Below are 11,730 nucleotides of genomic sequence, written 5' to 3' on the forward strand. Positions count from 1 at the left end.
TCCCACAGGTCCCTGCTAAATCAAAAAGTCATGTGTAGTTCTATGAGAGCGGCCTTGTGCCGCGAAAGGGCTGCGTAGCGGCCCCAGGATTTTAGCTTCATGCAATACTGCCGGGGCTGCTACGCAGCCCTTTCGCGGCACAAGGCCGCTCCTACAGGTGGAAACGGGTTTACCGGCGTGCCAGACCACCACGCAGCAAGCGACGCGGTGGGTGGCTCCGCAGACCTCAGCAACCTCTACCCCACCAACCCCCGCACACAGAAGTACAGGATCGAAGGCCCCATCAAGCACCCTAGCCCAGTATGGAAAGTCGCGGTCAACGCCCCATACGGCACCAGGCGCCGATCCGTGGCGGCCAGCCCGGCCGTCACCCCGGACACCGTACCGGCCAGGCCACCGAACACCATCGCCGAGCGCGGGTTGTCCAACGCCAGCAAGCGCGCCGATACCGGCGTGAACACCATCACCAGAATGGCCTTGATCAGGCCGGTCGCGATCGACAGCGCCATCACATCGGAACTTGCGCCCAACGCAGCCCCCGTCACCGGCCCGACGATGTAGGTCACCGCTCCCGCACCGATGGTGGTCATGCTCACCGCATCGCGGTAGCCAAAGACCCAGGCGACGCAGGCGCCGACAATGAACGGCAGCACGGTGCCCAGCAGCAGCGCTACCGCGCCGATCATGCCGGCCTTGCGCGCTTCGGTGGCCTGCACCTCGAAGGCCGTGGCAACGATGGCGAAATCGCGCAGCATGGCGCCGCCCATCAGGCCTATCCCCGAGAACAGAGCCATGTCGGCTAGGCCTTTCTGTCCACCGGTCAGCGTGCCACCAACCCAGGCCAGCACCAGGCCGATGACGATGGCGATGGCTGAGCCATGGACCCGGCCAAAGGTCAGGTACTTCGACAGCAGCACCGACAGCCACATGATTGCGCCCACCACCGCGAAAGCGGTGATCAGGCCATTGTGTTCCAGGGCATTATCAATGATCGGCCACATGTCAGCGACCTCCCGCAGGCACAGCCTGCGCGTTCTGGGTCGTAGGCGCCTCCAGCGGCGGCAGCGGCTCACCGCGATGGCTGCGGCTGATCAAGGCAATCGTCAGCCCGCACACCAGCACCGCACCCACCGCCCCGAGCAGCGCGACCGGCCCGCCATGCAGGGCCGTGACGACGTTCTGCTGGGCAGCCATAGCCACCACCACCGGAATGTACATTGCACCCCAGAAGCCCACGCCAAACTCACACTCCTTGCTCATGCCACCTTTGCGGTGCATGTACAAGCGTGCGCAGATCAGCAGGATCATGGCGATACCCACACCGCCCACATTGGATTTGACGCCCAGCAGCACACCCAGGAAGTCGCCGACGATGACGCCGGCAAGGGTGCATACGGCCAGCAAGGCCACACCATAGATGATCATTGTTGTTGTCCTCAGCGTTTGTCGAAGTTGCTTGTTGTTGTTCTTCGAAACCAGGAGCGGCGTTATTGGCGGTGAGCCACCTCCTGACGCAGCAAGGCGTCCACTGTATCGGCCCGGGTATTTTCCAGGGCCACCACCCGGCCCTGTTCGAACACCGCACGCGCCAGACCCGTGAGCACGCTGCCTGGCGGTAGCTCGACGTGCAGGCGCACGCCGCGCTCGTAGGCATTGCGCAACAGGCCACGCCAATCGACGATGCGCGCCATGTTGCCGGCCAACTCGTCACGCAGTTGCGCAGGGTCGTGCATCGGCCGTGCGCGGCAACCGCTCAGCCAGGTGATGCGCGGCCTGTGCACAGCCACCGTGGCGAAAGCCGCCGCCAGTTGCGCGGCTGGCGCGTCCAGCAAACGGCAGTGCGATGGCACGCTCACCGCCAACCGGCGCGCCACGCCCTGGCCTTGGCGGCGAGCCAGGCGCGCCACCTCGGCCATGGCCTCGTCGCGACCGGCGATGACAATCTGGTTGTCACTGTTGAGATTGGCCAGGTACACCTCGTCGCTGACCTGCCCCAGCAATTGCTCGACCTCTGCCTGCGACAAGCCGCTCAGGGCGGTCATGCCATAACCGTGCGGATAGGCCCGCTGCATCAACTCGCCACGCAAGGCCACCAGGCGCACCGCATCGGCGAATGCCAGGGCTTGTGCGATCACCGCAGCGGGATAGGCCCCGATGGACAGCCCGGCGACGTGTTCGGGCGCCGGGCTACGCTGCATCAGCCAGCGCGCCCAGGCCACCCCGGCCAGCAACAGGCACAGTTGCACTGCGCGGGTATCCTGCAGAGCCTCGGCGCTGTCCAGGGCGAGCACCGGCTCGCCGAGCACATCGCAGGCCTCTTCCACCAGCGCTTCACTGCCCGGCGGCAAGCGATGGAGCATGCCGGCCTGCTGCGCACCCTGACCTGGGAAGACGAACAGGCTGCTCATGCTGCCCACTCCAGCGCCGCCCACGGGTCGATGACCAGGCGTGCGCCATTGGTGGCCTTGAGCAATACCCGCCGCGCCGGCCCCGCCCATTCGCGCAGCGCGACGGCGCCGCCTGGGGTTTCCAGTTGCACGTCTACCCGGCAGGGTGCGCAGTCGAGAATCTCCAGCAGGTCGCGAGCCGCTTGCCGTGCCAGCGGTTGCGGGGTGCGCAGCAGCAGGTCCAGGTCACTGTCGGCGTGCAACACCTCGATACCGGTGGCGAGTTGGTAACCCACGCCGCCAGTCGGCCCCCAGGCCAGGTGGCTGCTGTCGAGCACCCTGGCGACGGCCCCCAGCGCATCGAGCGCAGGCCAACAGGCTGCTAACCCCAGTTGTGCACGCGCCACGATCTGCTCAGGGCTCGCTACCTGCGTCACATCCTGCGTGCGCATGAGCGCCGCATAACGTCGCTCACGCCCATCGCCACGCACCCCGACCGCGACCCAACCTTGCGTGCAACCGGCACGCCGCACCACCACCGGCAGCCCCTGATCCAGTACCTGTAACGCCCAGCCCGGCGCGTCGTCAGGCAACATGGCCGACGTCATGCCCCACAGCAAGTCATGCGGGCGCAGGGCGTTCATCTCAGGCCTCCTGCCATTGGCGACGCAGGCGCTCGCGGACCTCGCGAGAAGCGCGCCGGTGCTCACCCTGAAGACGCGACGCCAAGTCGGTCGACTCGCCGATATCACTCACCGCTTGTGCAAGGCATGCACGCACCGTGGCGATATCCGCCGCCGTTGGCGCCTCGGCGCTGGCGACACCCAGCCTGCGCCAGAGCAGGCCCAGCGAGGCGTAACTGGCCAGGTCATAGGCCATCGGCGGCACGTCCGCCGCCAGCGCCTCCAGCGCCTCGACGCTACGCAGGGTAATCCGCGCTGCCGCCGCCTTGCCCATGGCGTGCACCATTACGCCATTGTCATCCAGGGCGATCAGGCGCTGGGCCTGATAACCGTGGGCGAGAAACGCGCCAGACATGGCCTTGCCCACCAGCAACCCGATAACCGGATGCCCGGCCAAGCGTGCGCGGGCATAGGCCTGTACCGCAGCCGCCAACGCCTGATGGATACCCAGCGCCTCCTCGCGGCGCCCGTAGGCCTGACTGGGCACATCGATCACCGCGACGATGGCGCGTTTAGTACGCCCACGATCGGCCTCCACCGCCTCGTTGACCGCCTTGGCCAACCCCCAGCCTTCGAGCAGGCCAACTTCGCCCGAGCGCGCGCGCGGGAAAGGATTGTCGGCATCGGGCACCACGGCGATGAAACGTGCCAGGCGATTGTCCAGCTCACCATCGATGACCTGCACCGAGGCGGGATATCCCCCCAGCGCTTCGCCGCCGGCCAGGCCCGGCAGCCAGTTCAAGGCACGGTTCATGGGGCATCTCCTTGGTAGAGGGCGCGCACCGTGGCGGCGTCCATTTGTGCTACGTCATCACCCAGCCGGGCCAGGCGTTCGAGGTACCAGGCCCAGCGCTCGGCACGCTCGGCGCTGGGGGTGTCGAGTAGTTGCAACAGGGCCTGGCGCACCTGTGTGACATCGTCGGCCACGAAGCCATCCACCAAGGCGCTGGCATGGCGTTGCTCACCGCCTGTCAGGCTCCAGATGAACGGCCGGTCGCTGGCGTTGTATTCGTCGATGCCCGCCTCCTGCTCGATCACTTGCGGGCCATTGAGCCCCAGGCGCGCCTCGCGGGTGACCAGCAGGTGGCTGCACAGCCCCGCGGCAATGGACATGCCGCCGAAACAGCCGACCGCACCTGCGATCACGCCGATCACCGGCTGGTACGTACGCAGCTCGACGATTGCCGCCTGGACCTCGGCAATTGCTGCCAGTCCAAGGTTGGCCTCCTGCAACCGCACACCACCGGTCTCGAGCAGCAATACGGCGCAGGTGGGTATGCCGGCGCGGTTGTCTTCGATTGCCAGCTCCAGGGCGCCGGCAATCTTCGCCCCACCCACCTCACCCAGGCTGCCGCCCTGGAAGCCGCCTTCGATGGCCGCCACCACACACGGGCGCCCGGCCAGTAGGCCCTTGGCGATCACCACGCCGTCATCGGCCTGCGGCACGATGCCTTGACGCGGCAACCACGGCGACATCATGCGCTCGAAGGGGTCGAGCAATTCACGGAAAGTACCCTCGTCGAGCACAGCGCGGGCGCGCTGGCGGGCCCCCAGTTCGACGAAGCTGCGGTGACGCAGCAGGCGCTCGGTATCAGTCATGCGCGATCTCCTCGAAACCTTGCTCCAGGCGCAGGCGCACCACACCGGGGGTAGCACCGAAATCATGGATGTCGACTTTCAGCGCAGGCACGGCGCGGTCGGCGAACAGGCGTTGGAACAGTTGTTCCCAGCGCGCCTGGCCGCCATCGACCGAGGTCACGACCTGGATCTCCAGGCGTCCGGCCTCGCCCGGCTCGATCAATACTTCCAGGTCGCCTGAGCTGACGCAGCCCACCAGGGCGCGACCGCGTCCCGACTGCTGAGCAGGAAATTCAAAGTTCAGGGTCTGCATGTCACACGCTCCCAGCAGATTCGAGGAACAGGCAGGCCGCCAGCAGGTCGGCGGCTCCACCCGGAGAGGCATTCAAGCGCAACAACTGCGCATCCAACTCGCGCAGCCGCCGGCGTCCGCCAAGGCTGGCGCTGCCACCGGCAGCGAGCACGGCGTCGGCCCCTCGCTGCAAGACCTGCAGACCTTCGGGCCCGGCACGCCAGAGCACGCAGGTATCGCTGAGGGTGGCCATGATCGCCAGCAGTGCATCGAGCCGGGCATGCGCCTCGCCCGCACCAGCGGCCCGGCTACGGCGCAGTTGCGGCAAACCGTGTTCGATCACTGCCGGAAAGCCCTGCTGGGCTTGCTCACGCGCGCCGCCCACGCCATGCCGTTGACGGACCTGGTTGCCGTGGCTATCGCTCATCACCGCGACAGGATCATCGAGCAGCGCAATCCGTCCAGCGCGCCGGGCCAGGGTTTCGGCACTGGCACCGGGGTCGAGGGCGCGAGCGGCGACCAACAAGCCCAAGGCCCAGATCGCCCCGCGGTGGGTATTGACGCCACCGGTGGTGGCCAGCATCGTCGCTTCGCCCTCCCGGCCTAGGCGGCCCAGGGCCGCGCGTAGTGGCAGGCCAATCGCGCCGCACTGCTGCGCGGCTTCAGCCATTTGCCGCAGGCACGGCCACAGGGCCAGGGCCGAGGCGTGCATCAGCGCCAGGCTCATGTCGTGGTGGGCACCATTGCTGCGCCGGTCCACCAGTCCAGGTTTGGGCGACAGGTCGGCTTCGTCGAGCAGCGCGGCGACGGCCAGGTCGGCGAGATGATCAGCCAAGGGCAGCGCGGCGCCCTGCTGCGACCCTGGAGCGCTCAAGCTCGCCGTCACAGGGAGTGGGCTGGTCTCGACGTGCGCGTGAAACGCCTGACGCAGCGTCAGATCGTAGGCATTCATCATCACCAGCTCCTGAACCGTGCAGGTGGGTTGTACAAGCCGCCAGACCACTCCACCAGCTCGGCAATGCTACGGGCGGCAAGCAGTTCACGGCTGGCGTCGGTACGGCGAATGCCCAGATCCTCCGGCAAGGCCACCAGGCCGAGCTTGCGCAGGCGTTCGGTGTCCTTGGGATCGTGGCGCAGGCCAATCGCGGTGACGCCGGCCACGGCGGCGATCATCTGTCGCCGTTCCTCCAGGCTACGGGCCTTGTACAGGTAGGCGATGCCCTCCTCGGTCAGCAGGTGGGTAACGTCGTCGCCGTAGATCATGACCGGTGCCAGTGGCATACCGGCCTTCTTTGCCACCTCCACCGCATCGAGGGTATCGACGAAGGTGGGCTTACCGCCTTCCTGGTAGGTCTCGACCATCTGCACCACCAGCTTGCGACCACGCTCAAGCAGCGTGTCCGGCACGGTCATGTCCAGCCAGGCGGGGGTGGCATGGCGCCGGCCACGCGGGTCATGGCCCATGTTCGGCGCGCCGCCGAAGCCGGCCAGGCGTCCACGGGTCACGGTGGAGGAATGGCCGTCGCCGTCCACTTGCAAGGTGGCGCCGATAAACAGGTCCACAGCGTACTGTCCGGCCAACTGGCACATCATGCGGTTCGAGCGCAAAGAACCGTCGCGCCCGGTGAAGAACACATCCGGGCGCTGGGCGATGTAGTCCTCCATGCCAAGCTCGGTGCCGAAACAGTGCACGCTCTGCACCCAGCCGGTCTCGATGGCCGGGATCAAGGTCGGGTGCGGGTTGAGGGTCCAGTTACGGCAGATCTTGCCCTTGAGGCCCAAGGATTCGCCATAGGTCGGCAGGATCAGCTCGATGGCAGCCGTGTTGAAACCGATGCCGTGGTTGAGCGACTGCACCTGATGTTTCTCGTAGATGCCGCGAATCGCCATCATCGCCATCAGCACGTGCACCGGCTTGATGTGGCGTGGGTCGCGGGTGAACAACGGCTCGATGTAGAACGGTTGGTCGGCGACCACCACGAAGTCCACCCAGCTGGCCGGGATATCCACCCGTGGCAAGTCATCCACGCGATCCACCAGTTGATTGACCTGGGCGATCACGATGCCATCGCTGAACGCTGCTGGCTCTACCAGCGCCGGGGTGTCCTCGGTGCTGGGGCCGGTGTACAGGTTGCCGTCGCGGTCGGCCATGAAGCCAGCCACCAAGGTGACGTTGGGGATCAGGTCAACCAGCAGGCGCGAATACAGCTCGATGTAGGTATGAATGGCACCGACTTCGAGCAGGCCGTCTTCGAGCAATTGGCTGATACGCAAGCTTTGTGGGCCAGCGAACGAGAAGTCGAGCTTGCGTGCAATCCCGCGTTCGAACAACGCCAGGTGTTCGGCGCGGCTGACGCTGGGCAGGATCATGTGCAGGTCGTGCAGGCGCTCGGGATCGACCTTGGCCAGCGAACGCGAGAGAAAGTCGGCCTGCTTCTGGTTGTTGCCTTCGAGCACCACACGGTCGCCCGGTGCCAGCAGCAGTTCCAGGGCCTCGACGATCCGCTCGGTGGGCAACACCGCCCCCTCGGCCAGATGGCGCACGCGGTCGAGGCGACGCTGTTTCTCGGCGCGGCGCCGCGACCATTGCGGCGGTGGATTCTTCATTGTTGTCATTGGGTGACTCCACGGGTTCGCTGTCGTGAAATCACCTTAGGGCGGCGGCAAGTGTTGTATCAATCAAGCAGGACGTCTATTCGTTACGCTAAAGTTAACGATGACCGGTAAGTCATGCTGTTTCAATCCGGCCAATGCCATTACCATGACATTATCTTGTTTCATTTTATGGTCACTCAATCGTTGTAATAGGGTTCGCAACAACTTGCGCCGCTATAGGACACGCCGCGCTGACTTTCACTGACTCACGGACGACACCATGCCCCCACACCTGCCCTTTCCACACATCGGCAAAGCCATCGCCAGCACTGGCAGCGCGCAGTTCCCGCGCAGGCTACATGACTTGATCAGCACCCAACTGACGGTCGATGCCACGCATATTCGTCAGTCGCGCATCGCCTGCGGCGAAGGCGATCCACCGCTGCTGTGCGAGACCGTGTTGTCGCACCCGGCGATTAACCTGGGCGACCCGGCACGCCTGCAACTGGTCCGTAGCAACAATGGCTACCACTATCAGATCACCGTGCTGCGCGCAGCACAGGGCGATGCCTTCACGCTGTCCGAGCGGCACTTGCTGGAGGACATCTCACCGCTGCTGCTGCCAATGCTTGAGAAGCACGGCGACGCCCTGCAGCCGCCGCCGGCCGTTGGCGAGTCGATGCCGGCACGTTTCCTGGAGCGCCTGCAGCAACGCGGCCTGAGCCTTTCCGAGCGTGAGCGCCAGGTGTGCCTAGGGCTGCTGGCCGGGCACACCGCGCCGCAGCAAGCGGCGCTGCTGGCATTGAAGGTCAACACCGTGGAAAGTTACCTGCGCCGCGCGGCGATCAAACTGGGCATCAGCGGGCGCCACTCGCTGATGCGCTGGATGTACGACGCCCAGGTGCCGGCACGACACCACTGACGCTTGCGCCTGCGCCGCGGCGGCGACTCAATCCCGTGCCAATGCCTCGATCGGGTCGAGCCGGGCGGCGTTGCGCGCCGGCACGAAGCCAAACACGATGCCGATCAGTGTCGAGCAGGCGAAGGCGGTCGCCACCGAAGCCAGCGAGAACACCATCTGCCACTGCGAGACGAACAGGGTGAACAGCGAACCGATGCCGTAGGACAACCCGATGCCGATCACCCCGCCAATCAGGCACACCATCACCGCTTCCACCAGAAACTGCTGGCGGATATCCGACTGACGCGCGCCCACCGCCATACGAATGCCGATCTCACGGGTGCGTTCGGTCACTGACACCAGCATGATGTTCATCACCCCAATGCCCCCCACCACCAGCGAAATCACTGCGATCAGCGACAGCAACAAGGTCAGCGAGCGGCTGGTCTTTTGCACCGTCTGCATGATGCTGTCGAGGTTGTTGGTGAAGAAGTCCTTGGTGCCATGGCGCTGCAACATCAGGGCGTTGACCTCCTGCTCGACTCGCTTGCTCGGCACGCCATCGCGGATGCGCACGCTGATGCTGTCCAGGTGCCGTTGGCCGAACACGCGGCCAGCTGCGGTCTCGTAGGGCAGCCAGACATTCAGACCGTTGTTGGCGGCGAACAGGTTCTTGTTCTCGGCGGTCACACCGATCACCGTGCACGGCAGGCTGCCCAGCAGGATCACCTGGCCAAGCGGATCGACGCCTTCGCCGAACAACCGCTTACGGGTATTGTGGTCGATCACCACCACTTGCGCCTGGCGTCGGGCATCGTCGGCACTGAAGCCAATGCCGGCGTCGAAACGGATGTTGCGCACCTTGAAGTAACGCTCGTTGACGCCGTTGAGCTGCACATCCACGTCGATGTTGCGGTAGCGCACCAACAGGCTGCGGCCGATCACCGGTGTGGCGCTGTCGACGTAGTACAGCTGGTTGAGGGCAGCCACATCCCCTGGCAACAGCGTTTCGATGGACTTGGCCCGGCTGTCGCCGAAGTTGCTGCCTGGATAGATATCGATGGTGTTGCTACCGATCGCCTCGATATCGCGCAGCACATACCCCTTGGCCCCCTCGCCAATCGCCGAGATCGACACCACCGAGGTGATGCCGATGATGATCCCGAGCATGGTCAGCAAGGTCCGCATGCGGTGCGATACCAGCGCGATCCAGGCCATGGCGAACGCTTCGCGGAACAACCCCATGCCGGCCACCAAGCGTCTTGGTCTAGGCGCCTCGGCGGCGCCCGGCGCAGACTCGGCGGGCATGTCCCACGCCGAGCGGTTGCACTGGTCGCTGACGATCTGCCCGTCACTGACCTCGATGATCCGCTCGGCATGGGCCGCCACCTTGGGGTCGTGGGTCACCAGGATCACCGTATGCCCGGCCTGGTGCAGCTCCAGCAGGATGCGCATCACCTCCTTGCCACTGGCAGTGTCCAAGGCCCCGGTAGGTTCGTCGGCGAGGATCACCTGCCCGCCGTTCATCAACGCGCGGCAGATACTCACCCGCTGCTGCTGGCCGCCGGACATCTGGCTGGGCCGATGCGCCAAGTGCCCGGCCAGGCCCAGCCGGGTCAGCAGCTCGCGGGCACGTGCGTGACGCACACCTTGCGCGGTACCGGCGTAGACCGCCGGTATCTCGACATTACGCAGCGCATCGAGGTGCGGCAACAGGTGGTAGCGCTGGAAGATGAAGCCGAAGTGATCGCGCCGCAGCGCCGCCAGGGCCTCGTCGTCCATGTCGCGGGTTTCCTGGCCGCTAACCTGGTAGCTGCCAGCGCTGGCGTGGTCTAGGCAACCCAGGATGTTCATCAGGGTCGACTTGCCCGAGCCCGAGGCGCCGATGATCGCCACCAGCTCGCCGGCATGGATGCTCAGGTCGATCTGGCGCAACGCCAGAAACTCCCGATCACCCGCCATGAAGCTGCGGCAGACGCCGCGCAACTGCAGCAATGCGGGCGGCTGCTCGCCGCCTGAGGGGCACAGGATGTCCGGTGCAACGCTCATGTTCATGCTCAGGCCCCCGCCAGGTCGCCGACCGGCTCGCCGATCACCACCCGGTCGCCTTCGGCCAGGCCCGCCTTGATCTCAACCTTGACGTTGTTGTTGATACCCGCCTGCACGTCGCGGCTCTGGGCCTGGCCCTTGGCATCGAGTACCCGCACCCGGTAGCTGCCGTCCTGGTTGCGCGGTCCCAGCGCGGCCACCGGCACCATCAGCACCGCCTTGGCGGTATCACGCACGATACGTACCTGGGCGGTCATGGCAATGCGCAGGCGGTGGTCTGGGTTGGGGACCTCGAACAGCGCGTTGTAGAACACCGCATTGTTCTGCCGAGTGCTGCTGGCGCCGGTCTTGTCGGTGGTCTCCAGATAGTCCTGGGGCGCAGGTTCCGTGCCGCGTAGCGTGGCGTAGTAGCGTTTGTCCTCGCCCAGGATGGTGAAGTAGACCTGCTGACCGGGGCTGATATGGATCACGTCGGCCTCCGACACCTGTGCCTTGACCGTCATGGTGTCCAGGTCTGCCAGCTTGAGGATGATCGGGGCAAGCTGCTGGGCGATCACGGTCTGCCCCTCCTGGGTGACGATACCGACTACATCGCCGTCGATTGGCGCACTGATGCGGGTGTAGTCCAGGTTCACCTTGGCCGTATCGACCTGCACCTGGGCGCTCTTGATCTGCGCATCGAGCGAACGCAGCGCAGCCTGCTGCACCTGGTACTCGGACTCGGCGCTCTCATAGTCCTGGCGCGACACCGACTCGTCGCTCTGCAGCAGCTTGTAGCGCTCGTAGACCCGCCGCGCCTGCTGCAACTGCGCCTCGGTGGAGCGCCGCTCAGCGCGCAGCTTCTCCTCGTCCACCTCGGCCTGGCGCAGGGTATTGCGCAGCACCAGCGGATCGATCTCGGCGAGCCATTGGCCCTTCTGTACCTTGTCGCCGAGCTTGACCTTCAATGCGCGCAACTGCCCAGAAACCTGGGCCCCCACGTCCACCTGGCGGATGCCTTCCAGCACCCCGGTGGCCAGCACAGCATTCTCGATATCGCCGCGCTCCACCGTGGCGGTGATGTACAGCGGCGGCTTGGCCGGCGCCTGGATGGCGTACAACGCCACCCCCGCCACCAGGGCCACGGCAATGCCAAGGCCGATCTTGCGCGTTCTGCTCTTGTCCATAAAACGCTCTTCAATCCTGATAAATGTCGCTGGTCCAACGTTCAGCCAGCAGGTCGTACGGCGCTCGGCGGCGTGGGGG

At 65.6% G+C, this 11,730-nt stretch carries 12 protein-coding genes; 1 reads left to right on the top strand and 11 read right to left on the bottom strand.

Going from position 1 to position 11,730, the window contains the following annotated elements; genetic code table 11:
- Positions 1–236: 236 nt before the first annotated feature.
- The 9 genes from madM to mdcA all read right to left on the bottom strand — a co-directional run bounded on the left by madM (position 237) and on the right by mdcA (position 7,556).
- Positions 237–1,001, bottom strand: a complete 765-nt coding sequence (madM, locus tag FEM01_RS03335; RefSeq protein WP_138217842.1) for a malonate transporter subunit MadM — start codon at positions 999–1,001, stop codon at positions 237–239.
- A gap of 1 nt (position 1,002) precedes the next feature.
- Positions 1,003–1,425 (bottom strand): malonate transporter subunit MadL, encoded by a 423-nt coding sequence (gene madL, locus FEM01_RS03340; protein ID WP_138217843.1) that lies wholly within the window; start codon positions 1,423–1,425, stop codon positions 1,003–1,005.
- A 62-nt stretch (positions 1,426–1,487) separates the two neighbouring features.
- Positions 1,488–2,408: a malonate decarboxylase subunit epsilon gene (gene mdcH / locus FEM01_RS03345; protein ID WP_138217844.1), complete on the bottom strand. Its 921-nt coding sequence runs from the start codon at positions 2,406–2,408 to the stop codon at positions 1,488–1,490.
- Positions 2,405–3,031: a malonate decarboxylase holo-ACP synthase gene (locus FEM01_RS03350; RefSeq protein ID WP_138217845.1), complete on the bottom strand. Its 627-nt coding sequence runs from the start codon at positions 3,029–3,031 to the stop codon at positions 2,405–2,407. Before FEM01_RS03350 ends, mdcH begins: the two co-directional genes overlap by 4 nt.
- Position 3,032: 1 nt before the next feature.
- Complete coding sequence (mdcE, locus tag FEM01_RS03355) at positions 3,033–3,824, bottom strand: biotin-independent malonate decarboxylase subunit gamma (protein ID WP_138217846.1); 792 nt, start codon at positions 3,822–3,824, stop codon at positions 3,033–3,035.
- Positions 3,821–4,669: a biotin-independent malonate decarboxylase subunit beta gene (locus tag FEM01_RS03360; RefSeq protein ID WP_138217847.1), complete on the bottom strand. Its 849-nt coding sequence runs from the start codon at positions 4,667–4,669 to the stop codon at positions 3,821–3,823. Before FEM01_RS03360 ends, mdcE begins: the two co-directional genes overlap by 4 nt.
- Positions 4,662–4,961 carry a malonate decarboxylase subunit delta gene (locus FEM01_RS03365; RefSeq protein WP_138217848.1) on the bottom strand — a complete coding sequence of 100 codons (300 nt, stop codon included), beginning with the start codon at positions 4,959–4,961 and terminating at the stop codon, positions 4,662–4,664. Before FEM01_RS03365 ends, FEM01_RS03360 begins: the two co-directional genes overlap by 8 nt.
- Before the next feature lies 1 nt (position 4,962).
- Positions 4,963–5,892 carry a triphosphoribosyl-dephospho-CoA synthase gene (locus FEM01_RS03370; protein WP_138218169.1) on the bottom strand — a complete coding sequence of 310 codons (930 nt, stop codon included), beginning with the start codon at positions 5,890–5,892 and terminating at the stop codon, positions 4,963–4,965.
- Between the two features lie 2 nt (positions 5,893–5,894).
- A complete protein-coding gene (gene mdcA / locus FEM01_RS03375; protein WP_138217849.1) occupies positions 5,895–7,556 on the bottom strand; it encodes a malonate decarboxylase subunit alpha in 1,662 nt (553 codons plus the stop codon).
- A gap of 259 nt (positions 7,557–7,815) precedes the next feature.
- Here mdcA and FEM01_RS03380 point away from each other — a divergent pair, with 259 nt between their 5' ends.
- Positions 7,816–8,457, top strand: a complete 642-nt coding sequence (locus tag FEM01_RS03380; protein ID WP_138217850.1) for a helix-turn-helix transcriptional regulator — start codon at positions 7,816–7,818, stop codon at positions 8,455–8,457.
- A gap of 27 nt (positions 8,458–8,484) precedes the next feature.
- Here the strand turns inward: FEM01_RS03380 and FEM01_RS03385 are convergent, their stop codons facing one another.
- Positions 8,485–10,485 carry a MacB family efflux pump subunit gene (locus FEM01_RS03385; RefSeq protein WP_240791708.1) on the bottom strand — a complete coding sequence of 667 codons (2,001 nt, stop codon included), beginning with the start codon at positions 10,483–10,485 and terminating at the stop codon, positions 8,485–8,487.
- A gap of 8 nt (positions 10,486–10,493) precedes the next feature.
- Positions 10,494–11,651, bottom strand: a complete 1,158-nt coding sequence (gene macA, locus FEM01_RS03390) for a macrolide transporter subunit MacA (protein WP_138217852.1) — start codon at positions 11,649–11,651, stop codon at positions 10,494–10,496.
- Between the last annotated feature and the right edge of the window lie 79 nt (positions 11,652–11,730).

This window comes from Pseudomonas mosselii, from assembly GCF_005796105.1.
GTDB classification, from domain to species: Bacteria; Pseudomonadota; Gammaproteobacteria; order Pseudomonadales; family Pseudomonadaceae; genus Aquipseudomonas; species Aquipseudomonas mosselii_C.

Coding starts and splice junctions, on each gene's coding strand:
- madM (WP_138217842.1), bottom strand. CDS start 1,001: ATGTGGCCGATCATTGATAATGCCCTGGAACACAATGGCCTGATCACC.
- madL (WP_138217843.1), bottom strand. CDS start 1,425: ATGATCATCTATGGTGTGGCCTTGCTGGCCGTATGCACCCTTGCCGGC.
- mdcH (WP_138217844.1), bottom strand. CDS start 2,408: ATGAGCAGCCTGTTCGTCTTCCCAGGTCAGGGTGCGCAGCAGGCCGGC.
- FEM01_RS03350 (WP_138217845.1), bottom strand. CDS start 3,031: ATGAACGCCCTGCGCCCGCATGACTTGCTGTGGGGCATGACGTCGGCC.
- mdcE (WP_138217846.1), bottom strand. CDS start 3,824: ATGAACCGTGCCTTGAACTGGCTGCCGGGCCTGGCCGGCGGCGAAGCG.
- FEM01_RS03360 (WP_138217847.1), bottom strand. CDS start 4,669: ATGACTGATACCGAGCGCCTGCTGCGTCACCGCAGCTTCGTCGAACTG.
- FEM01_RS03365 (WP_138217848.1), bottom strand. CDS start 4,961: ATGCAGACCCTGAACTTTGAATTTCCTGCTCAGCAGTCGGGACGCGGT.
- FEM01_RS03370 (WP_138218169.1), bottom strand. CDS start 5,892: ATGAATGCCTACGATCTGACGCTGCGTCAGGCGTTTCACGCGCACGTC.
- mdcA (WP_138217849.1), bottom strand. CDS start 7,556: ATGACAACAATGAAGAATCCACCGCCGCAATGGTCGCGGCGCCGCGCC.
- FEM01_RS03380 (WP_138217850.1), top strand. CDS start 7,816: ATGCCCCCACACCTGCCCTTTCCACACATCGGCAAAGCCATCGCCAGC.
- FEM01_RS03385 (WP_240791708.1), bottom strand. CDS start 10,485: ATGAGCGTTGCACCGGACATCCTGTGCCCCTCAGGCGGCGAGCAGCCG.
- macA (WP_138217852.1), bottom strand. CDS start 11,651: ATGGACAAGAGCAGAACGCGCAAGATCGGCCTTGGCATTGCCGTGGCC.